This is a genomic window from Eubacterium multiforme (assembly GCF_030813415.1).
GTDB lineage: Bacteria > Bacillota > Clostridia > Clostridiales > Clostridiaceae > Clostridium > Clostridium multiforme.
In genome coordinates, this window is the sequence record NZ_JAUSUF010000001.1 from 642209 (window position 1) to 668933 (window position 26725).

At 28.3% G+C, this 26725-nt stretch carries 25 protein-coding genes; 2 read left to right on the plus strand and 23 right to left on the minus strand.

Translation table 11 applies throughout. The annotated features are described in order from the left end of the window. Positions 1-6 precede the first annotated feature (6 nt). The 7 genes from obgE to J2S18_RS02990 form a co-directional block, all read right to left on the minus strand. Positions 7-1293 carry a GTPase ObgE gene (obgE, locus tag J2S18_RS02960; protein WP_307483013.1) on the minus strand — a complete coding sequence of 429 codons (1287 nt, stop codon included), beginning with the start codon at positions 1291-1293 and terminating at the stop codon, positions 7-9. Between the two features lie 214 nt (positions 1294-1507). Further along, entirely contained in the window at positions 1508-1807 is a 300-nt protein-coding gene (gene rpmA, locus J2S18_RS02965; RefSeq protein WP_307483016.1) for a 50S ribosomal protein L27, read from the minus strand. 4 nt (positions 1808-1811) lie between these two features. Then, positions 1812-2198 (minus strand): ribosomal-processing cysteine protease Prp, encoded by a 387-nt coding sequence (locus J2S18_RS02970; protein WP_307483019.1) that lies wholly within the window; start codon positions 2196-2198, stop codon positions 1812-1814. A 5-nt stretch (positions 2199-2203) separates the two neighbouring features. Further along, positions 2204-2515, minus strand: a complete 312-nt coding sequence (gene rplU / locus J2S18_RS02975) for a 50S ribosomal protein L21 (protein ID WP_307483022.1) — start codon at positions 2513-2515, stop codon at positions 2204-2206. A gap of 129 nt (positions 2516-2644) precedes the next feature. Next, positions 2645-4093, minus strand: a complete 1449-nt coding sequence (locus J2S18_RS02980) for an Rne/Rng family ribonuclease (protein ID WP_307483025.1) — start codon at positions 4091-4093, stop codon at positions 2645-2647. A gap of 11 nt (positions 4094-4104) precedes the next feature. Next, positions 4105-4809: a TIGR03936 family radical SAM-associated protein gene (locus J2S18_RS02985; protein WP_307483527.1), complete on the minus strand. Its 705-nt coding sequence runs from the start codon at positions 4807-4809 to the stop codon at positions 4105-4107. Then, entirely contained in the window at positions 4784-6649 is a 1866-nt protein-coding gene (locus tag J2S18_RS02990) for a TIGR03960 family B12-binding radical SAM protein (protein WP_307483027.1), read from the minus strand. The genes J2S18_RS02985 and J2S18_RS02990 overlap by 26 nt, the downstream gene beginning before the upstream one ends. Before the next feature lie 282 nt (positions 6650-6931). Here J2S18_RS02990 and J2S18_RS02995 point away from each other — a divergent pair, with 282 nt between their 5' ends. Beyond that, positions 6932-7336: a hypothetical protein gene (locus tag J2S18_RS02995; RefSeq protein ID WP_307483029.1), complete on the plus strand. Its 405-nt coding sequence runs from the start codon at positions 6932-6934 to the stop codon at positions 7334-7336. Positions 7337-7466: 130 nt separating this feature from the next. Here the strand turns inward: J2S18_RS02995 and J2S18_RS03000 are convergent, their stop codons facing one another. The 5 genes from J2S18_RS03000 to J2S18_RS03020 form a co-directional block, all read right to left on the minus strand. Beyond that, on the minus strand, positions 7467-8651 hold the full coding sequence (locus J2S18_RS03000) for an ABC transporter permease (RefSeq protein WP_307483031.1): 1185 nt from the start codon (positions 8649-8651) through the stop codon (positions 7467-7469). Beyond that, positions 8638-9336 carry an ABC transporter ATP-binding protein gene (locus J2S18_RS03005; protein WP_307483529.1) on the minus strand — a complete coding sequence of 233 codons (699 nt, stop codon included), beginning with the start codon at positions 9334-9336 and terminating at the stop codon, positions 8638-8640. The genes J2S18_RS03000 and J2S18_RS03005 overlap by 14 nt, the downstream gene beginning before the upstream one ends. Next, positions 9326-10456, minus strand: a complete 1131-nt coding sequence (locus J2S18_RS03010; RefSeq protein ID WP_307483033.1) for an efflux RND transporter periplasmic adaptor subunit — start codon at positions 10454-10456, stop codon at positions 9326-9328. The genes J2S18_RS03005 and J2S18_RS03010 overlap by 11 nt, the downstream gene beginning before the upstream one ends. A 292-nt stretch (positions 10457-10748) precedes the next feature. After that, positions 10749-11606: a site-2 protease family protein gene (locus J2S18_RS03015; RefSeq protein ID WP_307483035.1), complete on the minus strand. Its 858-nt coding sequence runs from the start codon at positions 11604-11606 to the stop codon at positions 10749-10751. Positions 11607-11629: 23 nt separating this feature from the next. Next, positions 11630-11989: a hypothetical protein gene (locus J2S18_RS03020; RefSeq protein ID WP_307483037.1), complete on the minus strand. Its 360-nt coding sequence runs from the start codon at positions 11987-11989 to the stop codon at positions 11630-11632. Between the two features lie 220 nt (positions 11990-12209). Between J2S18_RS03020 and J2S18_RS03025 the strand changes: the two genes are divergently transcribed. Continuing rightward, positions 12210-13700 (plus strand): C69 family dipeptidase, encoded by a 1491-nt coding sequence (locus J2S18_RS03025; protein ID WP_307483041.1) that lies wholly within the window; start codon positions 12210-12212, stop codon positions 13698-13700. A gap of 114 nt (positions 13701-13814) precedes the next feature. On the opposite strand, the gene J2S18_RS03030 is transcribed toward J2S18_RS03025, so the two are convergent. The 11 genes from J2S18_RS03030 to mreD all read right to left on the minus strand — a co-directional run bounded on the left by J2S18_RS03030 (position 13815) and on the right by mreD (position 26721). After that, complete coding sequence (locus J2S18_RS03030) at positions 13815-15419, minus strand: response regulator (protein WP_307483044.1); 1605 nt, start codon at positions 15417-15419, stop codon at positions 13815-13817. Positions 15420-15731: 312 nt separating this feature from the next. Beyond that, positions 15732-15905 carry a hypothetical protein gene (locus J2S18_RS03035; RefSeq protein WP_307483047.1) on the minus strand — a complete coding sequence of 58 codons (174 nt, stop codon included), beginning with the start codon at positions 15903-15905 and terminating at the stop codon, positions 15732-15734. Between the two features lie 16 nt (positions 15906-15921). Next, positions 15922-16944, minus strand: a complete 1023-nt coding sequence (mglC, locus tag J2S18_RS03040) for a galactose/methyl galactoside ABC transporter permease MglC (protein WP_307483051.1) — start codon at positions 16942-16944, stop codon at positions 15922-15924. 20 nt (positions 16945-16964) lie between these two features. Next, positions 16965-18464 carry a galactose/methyl galactoside ABC transporter ATP-binding protein MglA gene (gene mglA / locus J2S18_RS03045; RefSeq protein WP_307483053.1) on the minus strand — a complete coding sequence of 500 codons (1500 nt, stop codon included), beginning with the start codon at positions 18462-18464 and terminating at the stop codon, positions 16965-16967. 89 nt (positions 18465-18553) lie between these two features. After that, a complete protein-coding gene (locus J2S18_RS03050; protein ID WP_307483055.1) occupies positions 18554-19600 on the minus strand; it encodes a galactose ABC transporter substrate-binding protein in 1047 nt (348 codons plus the stop codon). A 378-nt stretch (positions 19601-19978) separates the two neighbouring features. Beyond that, positions 19979-21124: a rod shape-determining protein RodA gene (gene rodA / locus J2S18_RS03055; RefSeq protein ID WP_370873750.1), complete on the minus strand. Its 1146-nt coding sequence runs from the start codon at positions 21122-21124 to the stop codon at positions 19979-19981. 195 nt (positions 21125-21319) lie between these two features. Then, positions 21320-21589 carry a cell division topological specificity factor MinE gene (minE, locus tag J2S18_RS03060; protein WP_307483060.1) on the minus strand — a complete coding sequence of 90 codons (270 nt, stop codon included), beginning with the start codon at positions 21587-21589 and terminating at the stop codon, positions 21320-21322. 12 nt (positions 21590-21601) lie between these two features. Further along, the gene (gene minD / locus J2S18_RS03065; protein ID WP_307483062.1) at positions 21602-22399 is read right to left on the minus strand and encodes a septum site-determining protein MinD; all 798 of its coding nucleotides are present in this window, start codon (positions 22397-22399) and stop codon (positions 21602-21604) included. Between the two features lie 19 nt (positions 22400-22418). Then, entirely contained in the window at positions 22419-23063 is a 645-nt protein-coding gene (gene minC / locus J2S18_RS03070; RefSeq protein WP_307483531.1) for a septum site-determining protein MinC, read from the minus strand. Positions 23064-23245: 182 nt separating this feature from the next. Then, positions 23246-26233: a penicillin-binding transpeptidase domain-containing protein gene (locus tag J2S18_RS03075; RefSeq protein ID WP_307483065.1), complete on the minus strand. Its 2988-nt coding sequence runs from the start codon at positions 26231-26233 to the stop codon at positions 23246-23248. Then, complete coding sequence (gene mreD, locus J2S18_RS03080) at positions 26230-26721, minus strand: rod shape-determining protein MreD (RefSeq protein WP_307483067.1); 492 nt, start codon at positions 26719-26721, stop codon at positions 26230-26232. The genes J2S18_RS03075 and mreD overlap by 4 nt, the downstream gene beginning before the upstream one ends. Positions 26722-26725 lie beyond the last annotated feature (4 nt).

Here is a 26725-nt window from a genome sequence, read left to right on the forward strand (position 1 = left end):
TTCCTCCTATAATAAGTATTCAAACTCAAAATCATTAAGGTTTACCATGTCACCATCTTTAATTCCTAGTTCTCTTAATTCATTAAGTACACCTTTGTTACCTAATACTTTATGGAAATATCTTAATGAGTCTGCATCATTTACATTAACTACATCTAAAAGTCTATCTACGAAACTACCTTCAACAAAGTAAGTATCATATTCTTCACCTTTTTCAACTCTAATTTCATAAGTAAATCTCTTCTCTTCTGGAATATATCTTTCTTCATCTGAAATTTCAAGGCCTGTTATAGGAATTTCTTTAAGCATTTTTGCACATTCCTTAATTACCTCATCTACTCCTTCTCTAGTTGCAGCTGACATCTTGTATACTTTATCAAAACCTAATTCATTAACTTTCTTTTTAAAGTTTTCAAATACGCCTTCTTCAAATACTAAATCTGCCTTATTAGCTACTACTATTTGAGGTCTATCCCAAAGTTTAACTGAATACTTTTTAAGTTCTTCATTTATCTTTATGAAATCTTCAATTGGATCTCTTCCTTCAAGTCCTGATATATCAACAACATGAACTAAAAGTCTAGTTCTTTCAATATGTCTTAAGAATTCAAGTCCAAGACCTATACCTTCACTTGCACCTTCAATTATTCCTGGAATATCTGCCATAACAAAAGGCTCAACTCCATCTACTGCAACAACTCCTAAATTTGGCTTTAGTGTTGTAAAGTGATAGTTTGCTATCTTTGGCTTTGCCTTAGTTGTCATTGATAAGAATGTTGACTTCCCTACATTTGGGAATCCTAAAAGTCCAACATCTGCAAGTAATTTTAATTCTAAAATTATTGTCATTTCTTCTCCAGGCATTCCTGGTTCTGAAAAGTCTGGCGCTTGTCTTGTAGGTGTACAGAATTTACAATTACCCTTTCCACCTTTTCCACCTCTTAGGAAAACATATTCATCATCTTTTTCTGAAAGGTCACAAATAATTTTATTACTTTCAGCTTCTCTAATTATTGTTCCCATTGGCACTCTAATATAAAGATCTTCACCATCTTTACCATAACATTTTGAACCAGCACCGTTTTCTCCTGGTTCTGCCACAAATTTTCTTTTATATTTAAAATCCATTAATGTAGTAATTCCTGTATCTACTTTGAAAATGATGCTTCCGCCTCTTCCACCATCTCCACCATCTGGTCCTCCAAGTGGAACATATTTCTCTCTTCTAAAAGAAACTGCTCCATCTCCACCTTTACCAGACTTTACAAATACTTTGGCCTTATCTATAAACATATAATCACCTTTCCTTTTGTAAAATCTCCATATTCATATTATTCCTAATATAAAAATATTAAATCTATATATTAAAAAATATTTTCTTCATTATAACATAATAGTAATATATATAACGAAAAAAAACATTACAAAATAATATAATTTAAGGAAATCTTTAATTTTTTATATTTAAAAAGCACCCAAATTCATGGGTGCTTTATATGAATAACTACTATTCAGCTATTTCTTCAACATTTACTGGGTAAACAGAAGCTTTCTTCTTGTCTTTTCCCATTCTTTCGAACTTAACTACTCCATCAATCTTAGCGAATAGAGTATCATCCTTACCCTTTCCAACATTGTTTCCTGGGTGGATTTTAGTTCCTCTTTGTCTTACTATGATGTTTCCAGCAAGTACGAATTCTCCGTCAGCTGATTTAACACCTAGTCTCTTTGACTCAGAATCTCTACCATTCTTTGTACTACCCATACCTTTTTTGTGGGCGAATAATTGAAGGTTCATTTTCATCATGTCACTACACCTCCTCTTTTAATAATCTTATATATTCTCTACGTTTATTATTTCCAAACATATCATCTAAGCTTAAAATTACACTTTCTAAACTCTTCTCAAAAGTTTTAAGTAAAACCTGTGATTTTGCTATTTCTTCATCTGAAAAATCAGATAAGTCTAATTTTAAATATCCGTCTGCTACCTCGTATGTACAGTTAAGTTTTAAAACTTCATCTATACCTATAAGAACACTTTGTGATAAGACTGAAACTGAGTTACAAACCATATCAAAAGCTTCTCCAACCAATAAGACATCATTATTAAAATCTCTATCTTCTGGCATTGCGTGGCTATCAATAACGAACGCTATAATGCTATCACCTTTGTAAAAAATCTTTGCATTAATCATAAATATTATGCTTCGATCTTTTCGATAACTAATTTAGTATAAGGTTGTCTGTGACCATTTTTTCTTCTATAGTCCTTCTTACGTTTGTACTTAAATACTGTTACCTTCTTAGCTTTTCCTTGTGATACAACTTTAGCTACAACTTTTGCTCCTTCAACCATTGGCTTACCAACTGTTAAAGTTTCTCCATTAGAAACAGCTAATACTTCTGTTAATTCAACTTGTGAATCAACTTCTGCGTTAAGTTTTTCAACGAATAATACGTCTCCTTCTTGAACTCTGTATTGCTTTCCTCCAGTTAATACTACTGCGTACATTAAAAACACCTCCTCATAACGGTCTCGCCACTACGGGTACAAAGTAAAACTTTGTTTGACAAAAAACCCTATCGTGAGCGGTTTACTAACCTATCTTAACATATACTATATTTTTTGTAAAGAAATTAATTAATATTTTTCAATTCCTTTAATTTTATAGTCTAAAAGATTTTCTTTTTGGTTTTTAAATATTAAAGGTTCTATTTTATATCCATCTATTCCATCAGAAAATTTCAAGAAAATTTCTTTATCTAATCCATCAATATTTTTAAGAAAATTAAATACATCTCCTTCAACTTTATCTTTATAAATATTATCAAGTTCTATAAAAAAGCTTTTAATTGTGTTATCTTCTAGAGATTTTAATATATCATTTCTTATTAAATCTTCAACATAAGATAATTTAAGTGTATTTCCACTTCCTTTACATAAAGGACATCTATCTTCTATAGAATCATAAATACTCTTTCCTCTACGTCTTCTTGTAATTTGAACTAAATCTAGTTCTGTAAAAGGATATATTTTGCTATTACCTTTGTCACTTTTAAGCGCTTCCTTTAATTCTTTCATTACACTAAATCTTTGATTTTGATCTCTCATATCAATAAAGTCTATTAAAATTATGCCACTTAAATTTCTAAGCATTATTTGCTTTCCAATTTCTTTTGCAGCTTCTAAATTTGTTTGAAATATTGTTTTATCAAAACTTCTACCCTTTATGTTCTTGCCGCTATTTACATCTATAACATACATAGCTTCTGTTTTTTCAATTACAATATCTCCACCACAATTTAATTTAACTTTATTATGTCTAAGCTTTAATATTTCTTTTTCAATATTATAATAATCAAATAAAGTACGAATTCCTTCATATACTATTATTTCAATATTAAGCTCCCCATCTAAGAAAGTTTTAACATAAGCTTCATCTTCTTTATTATCAACATATATTTTAAGATTTCCCTTTGTAATATTATCTCTTAAAACCTTATTTAAAGATATATCTTCTCCATAAACCTTTGAAAGTTCTGTACTAAATTTAAGCTTCCTATTCATTTCATCTAATACTTTTTTAAGCTTTTCTCTCTCTGCTTTAAGCATATCAATTGGAACATTTGCACCTTCAGTTCTAACAACTATACTTATTCCATCAATTTCTTCAAGTTCTGCTAAAATAAGTTTCTTTTTAACTTCATCAGTTATTCTTTTAGAAAATGAAATTCCTGTTTTCCCATAAGTAAATACAAGATATTTCCCAGGAATATTAAATTTATTAGTAAGTTTTGCTCCCTTTTCATTTAAAGGCTCCTTTAAAACTTCAACTAAAAATTCATCACCTTTTTTAACTCCTAACTTTTTAAGCTCATCACTGTAATACATATAGCCTTCTTTTTCTAATCCAATATCTAAAAATAATGAGTTTATTGCAGGAACTATATTTTTAACTCTTCCTTTATATATATCTCCATAAGTAGGTTCATTTCCTGTCTCTTCTATGAAACATTCTTCTAGCTCATTATTATTTCTAACTGCAATTCTTAATGATTTTTCTCTTCTTTCAATAAAAATTTCTCTCATAGTTCCACTTCCTATACACATTCATAAAGAGGTACTAAAGTTTCCCCTTTCATGAAATACATCTCTTCTCTTTTTATTTGAACAAAAGTTTCTTCATTACAGTTAGTTGTATTATCTTTTATTAGCTTAACGAAAAGATCTGGTGCTAAATGTTCCCTACTTCCTGAGCTTATTAAAATATTTAATATAACTTCATTATTTTCTACACAGTAATTAACTTCATGAACTAAAGGTTTTATATCAACTTCTCTTTCACCCTTTTTAGTTCTTTTAGTCATTACCCATTCTTTTTTTGCTAAAAGATTTTTCATCTCTTCTTCAAATTTTGATGTATCCTTATATTCCATTACTATTGTATATCTTGCAGCATCAATTAAAGCCATACCTTGAGGTAATTTTTTTTCATTAGGCTTTGGAGGTTCTATTCCTACTGCTTTTAAAAATTTTATTCCACTTACAGTACTTTTATTTAGTCTATCTATTATTTCATCTTCATTAACTTTCTCTTTAAAAACTACATCCATATATTCTCCACTTGAGAATACTCCAACTGATAATGGTTGGGCTATTGATAGAGACATATGTGGATTAAATCCCTTTGAATAATCTACTGGAAGTTCTGATCTTCTAATAACTCTTTGTATTGTTCTCATTAAATCTAAGTGAGCAACAAATTTTATTTCTGCCTCTTTAGTAAACTTTATTAGATATCGCACCTTCAAAACACTTCCCTTCTTTAAAATTAACGTTAATTCCACATCCTGTACAACCTTTTCTGCAGTTTTGAGTAAGTTCAACATTTTTTGCCTTTTCATTTTCTCTAACTAGATATGATCTATTAACTCCAATATCAATGAAATCCCAAGGAAGTATTTCATCATAGCTTCTTTCTCTGTAAGTATAGAAATCTCCATCTACATTACATTCTTCTAATGCTTCCATCCAAGCATCAAATTTAAAGTATTCTGACCAGCCATCAAATTTACATCCCTTTTCAAAAGCTTTAATTAATACATCACAAAGCTTTCTATCTCCCCTTGCAAAAACAGCTTCCATATATGAAGTTTTTTGTGCATGATAATTGTAAACTATACTTCTTGATTTAATTGATCCTTTAACAGCATTAATCTTTTCATTTACAATTTCCATTTTCTCCATAGGAGCCCATTGGAATGGTGTAAATGGTTTTGGTACAAGTATTGAAGTACTTACTGTAATTCTAAGACCTTTTTTCCTAACATCCTTTGGTATTTCATAATATTCATTTACCATTTTTTCTGCAAGTTCTCCAATTGCAGCACAATCTTCTAACTTTTCATAAGGAAGTCCTATTATAAAGTAAAGCTTAATAGTGCTCCATCCATTTAAAAACGCACTCTTTGTAGCTTCAAGTATTCTCTCTTCAGTTAAACCTTTATTTATTACATCTCTCATTTTTTGAGAACCAGCCTCTGGTGCAAAAGTTAATCCTGTTTTTCTTACCTTTTGAATTTCCTTTATTAAGTCAACTGAAAAAGCATCAACTCTTATTGATGGAAGAGCAATACCTACTTTATTACCTTCATGTTCTTCCATTAATCCATGTATAAGACCTTGAATATCTGAATGATCACATATACTTAATGATGCTAATGATATTTCTTGATATCCTGTTGATTTAACTAATTCTCTAGCTTGCTTCATTAATGTTTCTCTAGTTTTTTCTCTAACTGGTCTATAAATCATTCCAGCTTGACAGAATCTACAACCATTAGTACATCCTCTTGCAGTTTCTAAAACTATTCTATCGTGAACGACTTCTGTATAAGGTACTATCATATCTTCAATTGGAAATTCTACCTTATCAAAGTCTGTTACTATTCTCTTTTTAACAATTTTAGGCACATCATCATATTTTGGAGTAAATTCCTTTATTGTTCCATCTTCATTATAAGTTACATCATATAATGAAGGCACATATATACCTCTTATTTTGGAAATCTCTCTTAAGAATTCTTTTTTCTTACCCTTACCTTTATATTTAGCATATACATCTAAAACATCATTCATCATTTCTTCACCTTCACCAAGTTCAAAGAAATCAACAATGTCATATAAAGGTTCTGGATTATATGCACAAGGACCTCCAGCCATAACTATTGGCTCCTCTTCTCCTCTTTCTGATGCTCTAATTGTTATATTTGCCATATCAAGCATATTAAGTATGTTTGTATAACTCATTTCATATTGAAGAGTGAAACCTAAAATATCAAATTTATTTAATGAATCTTTAGTTTCTAAAGCATATAATTCTACATTATGCTTTCTCATTTCTGCTTCCATATCTGGCCATGGTGCAAAAACTCTCTCACAATATGTGTCTTTTCTATTATTTATAGTATGATAAAGTATTCTTGTTCCTAAATGAGACATTCCTACTTCGTAAACATCTGGAAAACAAAAAGCAAATCTAATATCTACTTCTTTTGGGTCTTTAATTACTTGGTTTAATTCTCCACCAACATATCTTGCCGGTTTTTCAACCTTACATAAGATGTTATCTGAAATTTTATTCATTAAATTACATCCTCCTAAAAATTACTATGTATATAGTTAAATTAAGTTATTCTCCATATACATCCCTATATTCTAGCATAAATTAAAATTTTGTTCTACTAAAAAACTAGTGTCCGTATCTTTGTTTAATTATATTATTTTTTTAATTTAATTTATAAAATCAGCTATAAGATTTTAAAATTTATAAAAATAATTTCATTTCATGGTATATTATGGTATATTTATATTAAATGGATTATTTATACAAAATTTAATATTTAACAAAAAGGGGGAGGATTTTTTATGGAAAATGAAAAAAATCAAAAAATAGGTGGTGGGCTTTTAACACTTATAATTTTTCAAATTATCTCATCAACTTTTGGAATTATACAATTTATATTAATGTTGCTGCCGAAAACTAAAGATCTTTTTAACAATAAATATTATGAAAAAATAATTTCTAATCCTACTTTAGTAGTTATTTTATTAATTTTTACTTGTTTAACTTTAATCTCAATGATATTTTTATTATTTAAAAATGTTATTGGAATTTATATATATTTTGTTGTAACTGCATTAAGTATAATTCAATCAATTATATTTAATGGTTTCTCAAAATATATATTTATTTCATTAATTTTCCCTGCATTAATGGCATTTTTAATATACAGGAAAAAACATATTTTCGGATTAGGCGTAACAGCTTAATATAAAAGCTTAATATAAATTGTACATACTTAACTTAACAAAAATTATAGGACTTAGAAAATATTTTCTAAGTCCTATAATTTTTAATTTTATTATTTTTTATAAACGCTTTAATATATTAAAATATTTATTATCTATAAATAGCCTTTATAGGATCTAATTTACATGCATTATATGCAGGAATTACACCAAATACAACTCCTTCTATTATAGAAATCAAAGTTGCTCCTATAAATGTTCCAAGTGTAAGAACAGGAGGAAATGGTAAAAATGCCCCTGCAAGTTTTGCAATTAAATATCCAACTAATATTCCTATTAATCCACCTATTGAGGTTACTAATATTGCTTCAAAAAGAAATTGTAATAATATGCTGCTTGGCTTTGCACCAATTGCCCTTCTTATTCCAATTTCCCTTTTTCTTTCAGATACAGAAACATACATAATATTCATTACTCCAATACCACCTACAAGTAGAGAAATTCCTGTAATGAAGGCAATAAACTTAGTTAGCCCTCCTATTATATCTTCAAACTTTTTTGTAATTTCTTGTGGATCTTGAAGCTTATATTCTCCCTGAATATTACCATGACTAGATTCTAAATATTTCTTTACATCATTAAAAACAGTTTCCTTCTTATAACCTTGTTTAACAAAAACATCTAATGACCCTATAGTATCCTGTGATTCCATACTATCTTTTGATGTCTTTGATATGTAACTTGATGTTGGTCCAAAGGTCATTCCTTTTTCTTCTGGAAGTATACCTATTACTTCATAATTAGTACCATTTATAGTAACTGCCTTTCCTATTCCATCACTTATTGGATTAAAAAGATTTTTTGCAGTGCTATACTGTAATACTATACGCTTTTCATTTTCTTCTCCTTTTTTAAACCATCTACCATATTCAACCTTTTTAGTTTTTCCATCATAAGCATCAATTAAAGCCATTTCACTTTTATTAAAATATCCTATCTGACCTGCTGAAAAGGTAAATCCTCCAAAACCACCTTTAGAAGGTTCTGCTTTTTCAACTCCTGGAATGTTTTTTATTCCATAAATATCTGACTTAGAAAAGGGTTCTAAAAGTTTTATACTTGCCTCTGAATTTTCTGGTTTAAAATAAACATTTATTTTATTTGCATTTACATCTTCTGATGATTTAACAACATAATCTTTAAATCCATTTCCTACAGAAAGTATAGCAACAACAGAGCTTATACCAATTATTATGCCAATCATAGTAAGGAATGTTCTTAATTTATGAAATCTTAAACTGGAAATTGCAGTTTTTATTAAATTAATTATTGACATATTCCATCCCCTTTGTTAATACTCCATCTTTTACACGGATTACTTTATTAGCATATTTAACTAAATCCTCATCATGAGTTACCATAATTATTGTTTTCTTTTCTTCATTTAGTCTTTTTAGTATACTCATAATCTCTATTCCTGTTGTACTATCTAAGGCTCCTGTTGGTTCATCTGCAAAAATTACATAAGGATTATTTATTAAAGCTCTAGCAATGGCAACACGTTGCTGCTGACCTCCAGATAACTCTAAAGGAAATTGATTCTTTTTATCTAAAAGTCCAACCATCTCTAAATATTTATCTATAGCTTCATCTCTTTTCTTTTTTGAAACATTTCCGCTATAAAGAAGTGGTATTTCTACATTCTTACCAATACTTATAGAATTTATTAAGTGAAATTGTTGAAATATAAATCCCATATATTTATTTCTAACTTCTGCTTTAGTATTTTCCTTTAAATTACTTACTTCTTCGCCATTAAATATATATTTACCATCATCAAATCCATCTAATAATCCAAGTATATTAAGTAATGTTGTTTTTCCACTACCAGACTTACCCATTATCATAACAAAGTCTCCCTGCTCTATATTAAGATTTATATCTTTTAAAGCATGGAACTTATCTTTTCCTAATTTATAATATTTATTTAAATTATTTATTTCTATAATATTACTCAACAGACATCCCTTCTTTCATATTATAGTCTGCATTAGATATTATCTCATCACCTGAAACAAGACCACTGTTAACTATAACAACATCATCATTTCCTTTCTTTGATGAATAAGTTATTACCTGTTTAACTAGCTTTCCATCTACTTTTTTGAATACATAAGATTCATCACCATTTTTTAATACTGCCTTTTTAGGAATTTCAATTGGCTTATCATCTAAATTAATAGATCCTTGTACATGGAATCCATTTGTTAAACCCTTTTGAGTATCTAATTCTATATTAACTTCATAATATGACATATTATTATTATTTCCTTGGCCTACTCCCTTAGCAGCTACATCCATTCCCCCTGAATTAGTAGGTGTATCAGAAACCTTTGATATTTTTCCTTTAATCTTTTTATTAGTAGCTACTATTGTTATGTCAACATCTTGATTTTTCTTAAGTCTTGGCTGGTCCTTTTCATTTACTGTTCCATTCATATAAAAATCAGTTGACTCTATTGTTATGTATGGTGAAGCCATATTATTTTTTGAATTTGAATTATGTAGTATTACCTTTCCACTTATAGGAGCTGTTATTGTCTTGTATTCCTTATCCTTTAAGGACTTTATTTGTTTTTCATAAAGGTTAATTTGACTGTCTATACTTTCTGTTGAAATTTCTTGTGCATTTCCCATTGGAACATTTTTTCCAGCAATGCTTCCTGGATTTTTAGCACTTTCTTTCTTAAGCTCTTCTAATTGCTTTTTACTGCTTTCCTTTTGTTTTAATAATTCTTTCTTTTGATTCTTTGCAGTTTCTAATTGCAGCTCAATTTGATCAACTTGTGCATTTACTTTATCATCTTTATAAACAAATAGATTATCACCTTTTTTAACTATTTGATCATTTTTTACAAAAACTTTATCTACATTACCTTTACTTGGATCTAGATATATTTCCTTTGTCTTTTCAGGTTCTATAACTCCATTTACGAAAACTTTTTCTACTGAAGGTACAGTATATGTTTCCATAGAAGATGTTTTTCCTTTATCCATACTTTTCTTTAAAAAGTAAAGACCTGTAGTTGATGCTATAATTATTACAGCAATTACTATAATAATTACATACTTTTTCTTCATACAATCCCTCCTTCTAAAAAATAACTCATTATAAGAATATCATATTTTTTCTGTAATTACTGTAAAATTTTATATTTTTTTCATAAATTTATTTAATACATTTAAATTTAAGGCTATGTTTTAAAAGAGCATTAATTACATACAACTATAAGACATTCTTAATATCTTAAGAGCTATATAAAATCACTCCTTACATAAAACATAGCCAATTTTAAATAAATATAACCTTTTATTTCTAAATATCTTTTAATAATTAAAGTAATTTCTAAAAACATAAATACTAAATGAATTCCTAAGATATTTCATTTAAAATATTTATATATTCTTCTAAAGTTATATTCCCATAATTTTTAAGTCCTTCCAAAAGCTCATCTTCATGAATTATTTTAAGAAGCTTAAGTTCCTCATCTAGTATATAAAATGTATTGAATTTACTTTTATCTACCATTCTCATTACATTAAGTAGCTCATTTTTATAAAATACTGAAATTGTTTTATTTTCAATAAAATTATACTTTTCAAGTTTTCTTCTCTTTTTAATAATATCTCCCATTATTATATACATTGTCCACTTTTTTTCTAATATAGTAGAATATATTATTAATATTCCAATTAAAAATAAGCTTATATTTACTCTATGTAAAAATACCATGAAGAAAAACAATACTATAAAACAAGTTGAAGAAAAATAGCTTACATAAGTAGTTATTTTCTTAGCTTTTATATATGAAATATATTTTGAAAGTATTATTTCTAAAATTCTTGAGCCATCCAAAGGATAAGAAGGAATTAAATTAAATATACAAAGACTAAAGTTAATGCTATAACAAACTTCTAATAAATTAAAAGAGGTTATTTTATATAGTCCATATAAAACTACTCCTAAAAACAAATTCATAGCCGGTCCACTTAAATAAAGTATAAATTTTTCTCTATCTAAAAGGTCTTCAACATCTGTAATTTCAGCCTTTGCTCCAGTCAAGCCAAGTTCTAAGGAAGAAAGCTTACATCCTAATCTGTTTCCAACAAAAATATGTGTAAATTCATGAAGTATTATAGATACAACTCCAATTAAAATCTTACTTTCAAAACTAATTGCAAGTAATAATAATATAAGTTCTACAATAATTAATTTATAAGATTTTTTCATTTAAAACTCCAAAACATCACTTCTTATACATCTTTTTTATTTTCAATTAATTTTTTCTTAAATTCATTAAAAGCATTAAGAACTTTAGAATGATCTAAATTATATTCCTTTGCTATAACTTCCTTTGCATTTGAATAAACTTTATTCCCCTTATCATAAGGCAAGTATTTTAAAGCCATCATTAAAACAATTAATGTTAAAGCTCCTATAAATTGAATATATAATACCTTTAACATTCCTCCCTTCTTTTTTCTTTTTCCGCCATAAGAGTTTCTTTCTCTTTCTTTATAATCAAAGGATTTATATCTGTTATTTTTTCCTCTTAAGTTTTCATAATAATTCTCATATAACCCTTTATAACTTCCCATCATATCTCCTTTCATTTGTTACTTCTATTACTTTATTTATATTTCTTAAATATATGTTTTATGAAAATATATATTTTTAAACTTAACTTATAACCATTAGCTATAATGTTTTATTTCTATTAATAATGTAAATGTATTATGTATTATATTGAACTTAAGTAACATTAGTAATAAACTTTTATAGTAAACGTTATCTGTGGTAAATATAATAATAACCTTTTAAAGGAGTGAAATTATGTTAACTAAAAAAATCTCTAAATTTCTTGTAATGACTTCAATAACCTTTGGTTGTTTGTTAGGCCCATTAGCTTTAAATGCTTTTGCCTGCACAACTGTAGTTGCTGGAAAATCAGCTACTGCCGATGGTTCAACTATTGCAGCTCGTAATGAGGATGCAAAAACTGCTTGGGATAAAAGATTTGTTGTACACCCTAGAAAAACATCAAGAACACATAAAACTTATAAATCAAAAGGAAATGGATTTACATGTACTCTACCAAAAGTACAGTACAAATATACAGCAACTCCTGAATGGACCCAAAAAGATGGACAATTTGAAGAAGATGGAATTAATGAATATGGAGTTGCAATGAGTGCTACTGAAAGTGCTACTGCAAATGAAAAAACTTTAAAGGCTGACCCTTTAATAAAAAATGGTATAGGGGAAGACTCTATGGTTTCTGTAATCTTGCCTTACATAAAAAGTGCAAGAGAAGGTGTTGAAAGACTTGGTAAAATAGTAGAAAAGAAAGGTTCTGCTGAAGTTAATGGCGTTATCTTCTCTGATAAAAAAGAAGTTTGGTATATGGAAATAGGTTCAGGTCATCATTGGGTTGCAACAAGAGTTCCTGATTCTTGCTATGCTGTAATTCCAAATAAATTATGTATAGATAAAGTAAATTTAAAAGATAAAAAGAATTTTTTAGGTTCAAAAAATTTAGTTAAATTTGCAAAAGAAAAAGGATTATATAATCCTAAAGTAGATAAATATTTTAGCTTCAAAAAAGCATTTGGAACTAACAATGCTGAAGATGCTAAATATAATAATCCTAGAATTTGGGATGGTCAAAGAATTTTAACTCCATCTGTAAAGCAAAAAATTACTGATAAAGATTTTAAAATGTTTATGAAACCTGATAATAAAATAAAGATTTCTGATGTAGAAAAAGTTTTAAGATCTCACTTTAATGGAACTGAATATGACCCTTATGGTAAATATGTTGGTAAATATAGACCTATAAATGTAGCTTACACAATGGAATCTCATATTTTACAATGCAGACCAAACTTACCAAGTGATATTGGTTGCATTCATTGGTTAGCTCTTGGAGTACCAGAAACTAGTGTTTATGTTCCTTTTTATTCAGGAATAAATCAAACTCCAAAAGCTTATAGAGAAGGTACAGATACTCCTGACTTCACTTCAGCTTATTGGGTTTATAGAACAACAGGTGCATTAACTACACCTTATTATTCTGAATATTTAAGTAAATATACTAAGCCCCAATTAGCTGCTATAGAAAATAAATTAACTTCTAGCTTAAAAGAAAGTGATAAACATGCATTAAAACTTTATAAGAGAAATAGTAGAAAAGCTGAAGATTATATGACTAGACATTGTACAAAAATGGCTGAATACTCATTAAAGAAAACTACTGAATTAAACCAAACATTAATAAAGGCAACTACAGCTAAAACACCTGTTCATCATAATTCAGATTTATAATCTTATTAGTATTAAAGGGAGAGTAGTTAGATTTGTGTAATAAACAAATTTAACTACTCTCTTTTGGCTGTAATAAATTTAATTTTTATTTGTTACAGCCTATATTTTTATATTCTAATTAACTCTATATTTAGATGGGGATACTCCAAACTTCTTTTTAAATACATAACTAAAATAGTTTGCCTCTGGATACCCTACTTTTTTAGCTATAATATAAGACTTATAATCAGTAGTATTTAGTAAATTTAAAGCAGCATCTAATCTTATTGTAGTTAAATAATTTATAAAACTTGTACCAGTTTCACGCTTAAATATAGTAGAAAAATATGTTGGACTAACATATAAATATTTACAGATTTTTTCTACTGATATATCACTATCATTATAATTTTCATATATATATTCCTTTGCCTTTTCTATAATAAATTTAGATGAATTTAATCGCTCTCTTCTTATTAAGTTATTTATTTTAATTGCCCTTTCCATAAACCACTTCTTAACATTTTCTATTGAATCAAAATTATCTAAATGACTATAACAATTAAAATTCTCATGAAAAATATCTCCTATATCTAAATTATAAGTTCTTACAAGCTTTAATAATGCTGTAGTAATCTCTATTAAATATATTTTATATTTGTTAAATGGAAGTAACAGATTTTCTACTCTAAAAAATAGCTTACATATTATTTTTTCAATTTCATCCTTTGACTTAATCTTAATAGCATTTAATAACTCTCTTTCATCATTTTCATCAAATTGTAATTGAACTGAATTATCAGGTTCAACATCCTCTATATAAATTGCCTTACCACTACCTAATATCATTCTATAATGAAGGGCATTTCTAGCCATTTTATAAGAAAAGCGTATTTTTAAATAACTATCCGTTACTTGACCAACTCCTGCTGATACATTTTTTCTTACAATTCGCTTAGATACTCTACATACCTCGTTAAGTCCTTCTATAAAATCTAGTACATTTTCTCTTTCATCAAAATTTCCTATTAAAACTACTGTTCCTGAATAAATAAAACTTACACATTCACAATACTTTTCCATAATATCATCTGATATCTGTTTAATTGATATATCTATTAAATTATCCTTTTCTAAAAACTCTTCACTATTTTCATCTATAAAATTATCAGTATATATAACAGCTACTGAATAAAATTTAGAATTAAATCTTATTCCAACTTTTTTCCCTTCCTCTTCTAATTTTTTATTTCTTATTCTACCCTCTAATGTTCCTACTAAAAATTTTTCCTTTAAAAGCGGTAAACTTTCAATATAATATTTATAAAGTTTTTCTACATTTTTCTTTTCACTATATTCATTATCCATTTTCTCTTTTAACTTTTTTAATACTTCTATTAATTCATTAGTTTTTATAGGCTTTAAAAGATAATCTAAAGCATTTATTTTTATAGCTTTATGTGCATACTCAAATTCATCAGAGCATGAAAAAATTATAATTTTTATGTTAGGCATAATCTCATTTATTTTTTCTCCAAGTTCTATTCCATCCATAAATGGCATTTTTGTATCTGTAATTATCACATCTGGTTTAAGTGTTTTTGCCTTTTCTAAAGCCTCTCTTCCATTTTCTCCTTCTCCAATAACTACAAATCCATATTTTTTCCAATCTATTTTGTTTATAATATTTTTACGAATTTCCCTTTCATCATCAACTATTAAAACCCTATATAACTCCATAACCTACCCCTTAATATTTCTTTTTATTTACATATAATTAAAATATTCCCACAGATAGATTATCCCATCATATTACATCTTATTCAATATTATATTTTAATTTAGGTAAAATATTTTTTAATATGTATTACTTCATTTTTATATAATCTTAAATAAATTTAAATATAAGGCTTATAATTTAGGTAAATGTTGATTTAAAACATATCCAAATATAATATTCTATTAAAACTTACAAAAAAAATCCCACTAAACATAAAAAGGTAGTTAAAATTTAAATTTTAACTACCTTAAATATTTTTATTATTTTTAAATTTAAAGGATTACTCCAAAAGTAATAGCTAGTCCTAACACAATTAATAATCCAGTAATAACTTTATCCATTGTTTCTACTGATACATCAATACGTCCATATAAGGTATCTCTAACACCTTGCTTTGGCTTATCAGAAGAATTTTCTAAAATTTCTTTTGTATTTTCTTTTTCCATATAATTTCTCCCCTTATTACTTCTTAGCTAAGTATTTTCTTACATCAAGTGAAACTGCAACTATTATAATTAATCCTCTAATTATAAATTGCCAGTAAGCATTAACTCCTATGAAGTTTAACCCATAGTTTATAACTTGAAGAAGTACTGTACCTATAAGTACTCCTGGTATAGTTCCAACTCCACCAGTAAAAGATACTCCACCAACTACACAAGCTGATATTGCATCAAGTTCATAGTTAAATCCTGTACTAGTAGTTGTAGAACCTGCTCTTGCAGCCTCTAAGAATCCTGCCATACCATAAAGAATTCCTGAAATAATAAATATTATCATAATATTTTTAGCTAAGTTTACTCCAGATACTGCTGCCGCTTCTGGATTTCCACCAATAGCAAACATATTTTTACCAAGCTTTGTTTTATTCCAAATAAACCACATAATTAATGCTACAATTACTAAGTAAAAAATTAAATATGGTATTTCAACTACTCCTAAATTTAATGAGCCTGTTACAAGATTTGTATATCTTTCATCTAAGTTAGCAACAGGTTGTGCACCAAGTGGTGGTCTATCAATATATAAACAAGATGCACCATAAGCAATAAGCTGAGTTCCTAAAGTAATTATAAATGCATGTACCTTTAGTTTTGCAACACCAAAACCATTAATAGCACCAAATATTCCTCCTATTACAATAGCTATAAGTAGTGGAACAATTAGTGGCAATACTGGTAAATCTGGATACATTCTTGCCGCATATGTTGAAGATTGTAATAATGAAGCTGAAACTATTGCAGTAAATCCTAAAATACGTCCTGCAGAAAGGTCAGTTCCTTGTAATACTATAAGTCCTGCAACTCCTAAAGCTAAAATACCACGAGTAGATGCCTGACTTAAAATATTAGTAAGATTTTTTAATGATAAAAATGATGGTTCCTTTATAACAAAGAAAACTATCATCATTGCTAATACTATATATAATGCATAATTAACCAAAAATTTGGTTACTTTTTCTTTATTAATTTTTGTGTTTTCCATACCTTCTCCCCCTAAAAGCCCTAAATGTACTTAGCAGCTAATTCCATAATTTTTTCTTGATCAAGATTATTTGTATCTTCTACCCCTGCTACTTTACCATTTGACATAACAAGAATTCTGTCACAAATTCCAAGTAGTTCTGGCATTTCAGAAGAAACAACAATTATTCCCTTTCCTTTATTAGCTAAATCTATAATCAATTGATATATTTCATATTTAGCACCAACATCGATTCCTCTTGTAGGTTCATCTAATAATAATACTTCTGGATTAGTTAATAACCATCTTCCTATAATTACTTTTTGTTGGTTTCCTCCAGATAAGGATTTTATTTGAGTTTTTTGACTAGGAGTTTTAACTCTCATACTATCAATAACCCATTTAGTATCCTCTACCATCTTTTTATTATTTAAAACACCATATTTACTATAATTATCTATATTTGCTATCATAGTATTAAACTTTATATCAAGACCTCCAAAAATACCTGTTGATCTACGTTCCTCTGTTAATAAAGCAAATCCATTTTTTATAGCTGTTCTTGAATCTTTATTATTAACTGTCTTGCCATGTAAAATAATTTCTCCCTCATTATGGCGTGCAATTCCAAAAATAGTTTCTAAAAGCTCCGTTCTCTTAGAACCTACAAGTCCAGCTACTCCTAATATTTCTCCCTTTCTTAACTTAAAAGAAGCATTTTGAATAGAAGGCTGATATGTTCCTGTAAGATTTTTAACTTCCATTATAACTTCATCTGGCTTATTAGTCTTAGGTGGAAAACGATTAGTTAAATCACGACCAACCATTAACTTTATAATTTTATCTGTAGTTAAATCCTTTGATGGAATTGTATCAATCCATTTTCCATCTCTCATAATTGTCACATCATCAGATATTTTAAGAATTTCTTCCATTTTGTGAGATATATAAATAATTCCGCATCCTTTTTTTCTAAGTTTATTAATAATCTTAAAAAGATGATTTACCTCTTCTTGTGTTAATGATGAAGTAGGTTCATCAAGAACTAATATTTTTGCATTATAAGAGGCTGCTTTTGCAATTTCTACCATCTGTCTTTGTGAAACAGATAACTTTGCCATTTTAACTTTTGGATCTATATCCATATCTAATTCTTCAAATATTTTTTTTGTTTCCTCATACATTTTTTTATGACTTACAATACCTTTACTACCTGGATATCTTCCAAGCCATATATTGTCCATTACATCTCTTTGTAATACCTGATTTAATTCTTGATGTACCATGGATACTCCATTTTCCATTGCCTGTTTAGGATTTGAAAACTTACACTTTTCTCCATTTATAAATATTTCTCCATCATCTTCTATATAAACACCAAATAAACATTTCATTAAGGTTGATTTTCCTGCTCCATTTTCTCCCATCAAAGCATGTACAGTACCAGGACGAACTTTAAGCTTAACAGAATCTAAGGCTTTTACACCTGGAAAGCTCTTACATATGTTATTCATTTCTAATATATACTTTGTATTTTCCATAACTTTTGTTATCACCACTTTTCTGCTTATTTTAAGTTGCACTATATTAAATACTTAATATAGTGCAACTTTATTTTTAAACTATGAAATTATTTTTTAATATATTCTTGATATGGTATACGTACTGCAACACCTGTATCATCAAATTTATAATCTGTTCCTTCAATTGCACTCTTACCATTTACTAAATTCATACCACATTTATAAAGAGCATTTGCCATTGCTGGAGCATCTTGAAGAACTGAACCTGTCATGAAGCCTTTTCCAATAAGATCTTGTGCTGCTTCTGTAGCATCAACACCAACTACTGGAATTGTCTTTTTCTTGTCACCTTTGTTGTAGCCTTGAGCTTGTAATGCTGCAATAGCACCTTGAGCCATACCATCATTATTTGCAATTACAGCTTCAATTTTATTACCATGTCTTGAAAGCCATGCTTCCATAGCATTTTGTGCTAAACCTTGTTCCCAGTTACAAACTTGAAGAGCTAATTCCTTTGTTTTTATATCTGCATCATTAATTGTAGATACTGAGAATTTAGTTCTTGCAATAGCTTCTGGATTATCTGGTTCTCCCTTTAGCATTACATATTGCATAATTCCATCTCCGTTTTTGTCTAGTTTCTTGTCACCTTTCCATGCATCTACAAGAATTTTTCCTTGTAATACTCCAGCCTCTTTAGCATTTGTTCCTACAAACATAGATTTTTCGTAAGATTTAACTGCATCTGGTGTAGCAGGTTCTCTATTAAATAAAACAACTGGAACATCCTCTGCTTTAATCTTATCTACAACTGTTTGAGCTGCTCCTGTATCAACTAAGTTAACCATTAAAAGATCAGTGTCTTTTTGTAATAATGTATCTATACTATCGTTTTGTGTAGCTTGGTCACCTTTTCCATCATAGAAAGTAAATTCAACTTTTCCTTCATTTTCTGATTGGATTTTTTCTAAGCTTTGACGTACTGTTGAAATATAAGTATCATCAAATTTATATAGACATACACCAACTTTTACAGGTTTATCTGAACCAGCTGCTCCTCCTTCTTTACCTTTGTCTCCTCCGCATCCAACAAGCATGCCGCCAACCATCATTGTAGCCATTGCCATAGCAACTAACTTTTTAATTTTTCTCATACTAATCCCCCACTTAAATAAATTATTTTTTTTAATTTTGTTACCCTTTATTACGTTTTCATTATAGAAATTTTTTACTTTTTATTCCATACAAAATTCTTAACACTTCTATCGAAATTCTATTATATTTAATTTTTTTACAATTTTTCTAGTTTTTGTTTAATATCTTTTATTTTATAGTTTTTTATAAAAACTAATTTATAATACATTTTTTCTTTACTAGAATTCTAAATTTTTTTTTAAGCTAACATAACTTTTTATAAAAAAATAAAAAGCTAGTTTAAAAACTAACTTTTTGTTTTTTATTTATATTATATTTTAATTGAATAAAAAAGGTAATTTTTGTATTTATCAAAAATTACCTTTATATATAATTTCTTAGAATCTAATTTTCTTTCTTCTCATACCTACATTTAATACTAAACCTATTGACATTACTGTAGTTAAAAGTGAACTACCACCATAACTTATAAGAGGTAATGTTATACCAGTTATAGGTAATAATCCTATTGTCATTCCAATATTTTGTAGTATAGCAAATAGGAAATATGAAATTATTCCTACACATATAATTGAACCAAATATATCCTTTGAAGTTCTGGCTATATTTATCATTCTACTTATTAAAAATCCATAAAGAATTAGTAATAATATAACTCCAATAAGTCCCCACTGTTCTGCTATTGCTGCAAAAATAAAGTCTGTTTGTACTTCTGGAACATGCTGTGCTGCATATCCTGAAGTTGCATCATTTGCCATTGAAGGTCTATTTCCTAAAATTCCTCCTGAACCAATAGCTATTAATGATTGACTTAGATGATATCCTGACCCTGCCATATTTGCTTCTGGATTCATAAATGATGTTATTCTTGTCTTTTGATAATTCTCTATAAGGCCTGAATTCCAAACAAGTAATATACCAATAACTAAAGCTAAAAGGCCACCACCAATTACTTTCATATCAAGTCCTGCAATATAAAATATTCCAAGAACTATAAAGAAACAAACCATTGTCATTCCCATATCTGGTTGTATAATAATAAACACAACTGGAACTGCAGCATAAAAAACAAGTGTAAAGAAATTCTTTAAATTATTTATTTCCAAATCCATTTCTTCTAATTTTTTTGCAAGCATAAGTATCATACCTATCTTTGCAATTTCTGCAGGCTGAAGGGACACTGGTCCAAACACAATCCAACCTTTTGCTCCACCTCTAACTGATCCTAAAAATCTTGTTGCAATAAGTAATACAACTCCTGCCCAATAAAATATTGGAACATAATTATATATTACCCTGTAATCAACTGCCATAAATATGTAAAGTGCTATAAGAGAAACAACAAACCAAATTAATTGTCTTTTAGCATAAAAAAATCCATATTCTCCCTTTGTACAAAGGTATATGTTTAAGATACCAAAAAGTACTAACGCTATTGTAGAAAACAATAATACTTTATCTATATCTCTTATTTTTTTAAAATCTAATTTATATTTGTCATAAGTTCCTCTTCTATCAAACAGCAAGTCTTCTCTTAACAAAATCTTTCACCTCCCGAAAAACCTGTATTTCTATTATATATCATAAAAGATTTATTCTCCATAATAAATCTTTTATAAAGACAAAAAATAATAAATTTTTAATATATCTATAAAATAAAAAACTGTATATCTAAAATATACAGTTTTTATAAAATTTATTATTAATTTTTTCTACGTTTAACGGCCTCTTATATTTTTAATAGGAATATTTGCAACTAATGATGAAGCTGCTTCTCCCTCATCTATATCGCTCTTACTTACTGATATTTCTACATCTTCAGCTGAAATTTCTATGTATTTTGAAAGCACTTCTAATATTTCATTTCTAATTTTCTCTAAAGTTTCTGCTGGAAGATTTCCTCTATCATGAATAAGTATTAACTTAAGCCTATCTTTAGCAATGTCTTTTGGTTTTGGTTTGTTTGTAAAACTACTAAAGAACCCCATTTCAAATACCCCCTATTTACGCTTGAATAACTTCATTATAGATCCAAAGAAACCTTGAGGCTCATCATTTAAATCCATAAAAGGTACTTTTTCACCAGTTATTCTCTTTGCTATATTTCTGAAAGCTTCTCCAGCTCTTGCTGATTCTTCTAATACTATTGGCTCTCCTTTATTAGTAGAAACAGTTATTTCTTTATCATCAGGTACAACTCCAAGAAGTTCAATTGAAAGTGTTTCAATTATATCACTTACATCAAGCATATCTCCTCTTTGAGTCATAGCATAATTCATTCTATTTATAATAACAGCATGATCTTCTAATCCTTTAGCATCAAGTTTACCAATTACTCTATCAGCATCTCTAACTGATGTTATTTCTGGATTTACTACAACTATTGCTTTATCAGCTCCAATTATTGAATTTTCAAAACCTTGCTCTATACCTGCAGGAGAATCTATTATTACATAATCAAAATCTTCCTTTAATTCTTTTATAATCTTAAGCATTTGTTGTGAACTTATATCATCTTTATCTCTTGTTTGCGCCGTTGGTAAAAGACATAGCTTAGGAAATCTTTTATCCTTAATTAAAGCCTGCTTTAATCTGCATCGTCCTTCTATAACATCAATTATAGTATAAACTATTCTATTTTCTAATCCCATTAATACATCTAAATTTCTAAGACCTGTATCTCCATCAACAACAACAACTTTTTTTCCAAGTGCCGCTAATGCAGTACCAATGTTGGCTGTTGTTGTAGTTTTTCCTACGCCACCTTTTCCTGATGTAATTACAATAGATACTCCCATTTAACAATCCCTCCACGCTTTAATAAATATATTTATTTGGTAAATATGGTTCCACTATTATTTCCCCATCTTTTATTTTTGCCACCTCTGGGAACTCTGGCTTTTCTGCATCTGGTGATAATGCTATAACATCTGCAATCTTTAAAATTTCTGGTTGAAGACTAAAGGATGCAATTATAGCCTTTGAATTTCCATTTGACCCTGCACTAACATTTCCCTTTATACTTCCTAAAACAATAATATTTCCAGTTACTATAACTTCTGCTCCACTATTTATATCACCAACTATAACAATGTTTCCATTATAATTTATACATTGTCCACTTCTAACTGTTTTTCTCAAAAACTTTGTTCTACCTTCATATACTCCTGAAAAAACCTTTTTATCTTTATCCTTTTCTTTGCATATTTCATCTTGTAATATAATGTCCTTTATTTCTATCTCATCAAATAACACCTCTTTAAGATGTATTAGATTTTTTTCATTAATTGAATTTAAATTAGTGCTAATTGTTAGAGTCGAATTTTTATAAAAACGCTTTCCTTTTGATAGTTTTTCTATTAGATTTTCAAGCATCTCTTCAAAACCACTAAATTTATTCATATTTATAATAGCACTTAAACCACTTCTATTGCCTTTTATAATTATTTTCTCATCCATTATTGGTTTCCCTCCACCAATTTCTATCACTATACATTATTCTACAAAACATAATAAATTCCTCTTATTATTATAGCATTAAAATGTAAGTATTTGTAGTTTTAGTTTTCCTTTAAAAGAAAAAAACAACATTAGATTATAATATATACCTAATGTTGTTTTTTATTTATAATTTTTACTCTTATTTATTTGTTAGAATCTTTTGCAGACTTTTCTTTATCAGCCTTTTCTTTATCTTTTTCCTCTTGTTTCTTTTTGCTTTCTGCACTGTTATCTTTTGGTGCATCTACTACATACTTCTTAAATGTTGATGAGCTCTTTGCATAGTCTGGATATTTCTTTAAAATCTCATCTCTAAAATATGCTTCATAAGTTGCCTTTGCAACTGGAGCTGTATAAGAACCATGTCCACCATCATATATAACACCAACAAATGCAATTTGTGGTTTATCAATTGGAGCAAAGCTGACATAAGTTGCATATGGTTCTCTACCATATTCTCTTTGATTATTGTTATAATCTGCTGTACCTGTTTTACCAGCTGTTGGTATTGGGAATGAACTAAATATTGCAGAAGCTGTACCACCTTCAGCATCATTAGCCTTTTTCATACCATCTTTAACTGCATCAATAGTTGACTTTTTAAGATTTATTTTTTCAAGTACTTTTGGTTTAAATTCTTCTACTACCTTTCCTTGTGGGTCTGTTATCTTATCAACTAAATGAAGTGAATATCTTGTTCCTCCATTTGCAAGAGTTGATATATATGCCCCAAGTTGAAGTGGAGTATAATGATTTATACCTTGACCTATTCCTGCATAAATAAGTTGTGCTGGTGATGTCATTTCTGATGATTTATCAGTAACAACATATCTTGCAATTGCATTTGATACAATTGAAGCTTGTTCATCTATCTTTACTTGTTTGTTGTACTTACTTTCATATTTTTTAACATTATTTTTATAAAGATCTGAATTTTCCATTATGCCTTTAACATCTGGTAAAATACTTAACGCAAAAGCATCTTGGTTAGAAAGTGGTTTTCCAGTTCCTACTGCTTCAAATCTTTCTTTAATTTTTTGTTTAAGATCTACTTTAAATCCCTTTAACTTTTCTGAATCATCATCTCTATAAGAGAAATCAAAAGGAACAAAAGTATATGTGCCTAAATAACTTGCAACATCTGATCCACTTGAAGTTTCTTTTTCTAAATACCCTGCCAATTCAAAATTTGAAAGAGCAACTGTATTTTGTTTTACTGAGTCAAAATTATATGTTTGACCATTAGTATTTTCTTCTATTTCTATTCCTGTTGAAGGATTTGTCTTACTATTTGGATTAACACCAAGTCCAAATTTCCATGCATATTTTGCAATAGAATTTAATGATTCTGGTCTATTGGCATCTCCACCATTTTTCATGTATAATCTATAAGCTGTTTCATAGAAGAAGAAGTTACATGAAACTTGAAGGGCCTTTTCAACATTAGTAGGTCCATGACTTCCTGGATATATCCAACATACTGGTCCAAAACCCTTACCAAATGTTTCAGGGTGAATATTAAATTTACCTGTTGCATTTACAACTGTATCTGGTTTAATTACTCCCTCTTCAAGACCAGCAACAGCTGTTAGTGGTTTGAATATTGATCCTGGAGGTAATGTACCAAGTGTTGCATAATTATAAAATGGTTTTGGATACAAATCATATGGATCTGTTCTATATCCATTTTTATCTTTAGGGAATAAATCATCTACAGATTTCCTTACCCCTGTCTTTCTTATAAGTTCCTTACCAAACTTTTCAAGGTTAGGTGAGAAATACTTCTCTGTCTGATCCTTTGTAAGTTGACCTGGAATTGCAAAAAGATTAGGATCAAAATCTGGATAACTTGCAAGAGCAAGAATTTTACCAGTATTAACATCTATAGCAAGTGCTGCTCCTCTTGTAGCATTTGGAAAACCATGTCCATCACTAGATGCAGATGTTCTAATATGATTTATTGTGTCCTTTAATGATTCTTGCATTGCATATTGAACATTTTTATCTATTGTTAAATTAACACTATTTCCTGGGTATGATTCAAGTTTAAATAACTCTTCTGTTATTCTTCCCTCTGAATTTACCTTAACAGTTTTACCACCTTTAACTCCCTTAAGCTCATCTTCAAAAGCAGCTTCAATACCAGACTTACCAATAAGGTCTGTTGAAGGATCATATCCTCTCAATTTGTAGTCATCTTCCAATGAACTATCAATTTGACCAACATATCCTATTACAGCAGATCCTAAATTTTTATAAGGATATTCTCTAACTGGTTGAAGTTCCACTCCAATACCTGGAAGTTCATTAAGCTTTTGATATATTATAAATGCAGTATCTTTTTTTATATTACTTGCAATAGTTACAGATTTATAACCTTTAAAACTTTGCATCTTTATAGCATCCTTAACAACCATATAATTTCTTATATCTTGTAATGAATACTTCTTTAAAATAAGATTTGTTAACTGCTCACCGCTCATTTTTTTGTATTCTTTTTTCTCTACATCGCTAGGTTTTGGATTAACAAGTTCTATCATATCATAACTTTTTACCAAATAATAAAAAGCTTGTTGTGGAGTTACTTGTAATAATTTTTGATCTATTTGAGAAATTTGATTATCTGTTAAATCTTTGCTACCTTCCCCAAAAAGTTCTTTTTGTACTTGTTCATTCATCCCTCTATCTTTTAAAAATCTAAGTTTCTCATATTGTTGATTATCAGGAGATGAATCTTTATATGCATAATAAAATTGACCTTTATCATCAACCTTTAAAAGCAAATCATCTTGAACATTTTCTCCATTACTATTTAATATTTTAAATATTGATGCCATAGTATTATAAAAATTCTTTTTTGCATCATCTGTTGTTGTATATGTTAATGTATAAGTCTGTCTATTAGTTGCTAATACATTACCATCTTTATCTAATATTTCTCCTCTTGGAGCTTTTTCAGCAATAAATCTAGTAGCATTTTGATTTGCTCTATCTTCATAATCATCATGCTTATATACTTGTAAATAAACTAATTTCACAGTTATTGCAGAAAATATTATTAACATTATTATAGTAAGTACTGTATATCTGGAAAGTTTTTTCTTTTTGTTTTTTGGCTTATTAACTATCATCTAAACCTCCACTTATCGTTTATATCTTCAGTATTAGAAAACATTAATACAAATTTATATACTATAAATGCTACTACTGAATTATATATTGCAACTAGAAGTATGTTACTTATAACTACCTTATAATTCATAAGATAGAATATAACAAAGATAACTAAGTGTTTAACAATTGTAAGTCCAAATACAGTTGCTACAGGAACTAGTTTTCTTTTCTTAAATACTCCATTTCCTATGTAAGCTGCTACTAAACATAAACATAAATTAACTAAGGAATTTATTCCAAAGCCATTTGAAAAAAATATGTCTTGAAGTAATCCACTAACAACTCCAATAAAAACTGCATCATAAGGTCCATTTATTAATGAATATAAAATAGCAAACGTAAATAGTAAACTAGGAAATGCATTATATATACTTATAAATGGCATTACTGAATTATCAAGTACTAATAAGAGTATAGATATTAGAACTACTATAACTTTTTTCATATCA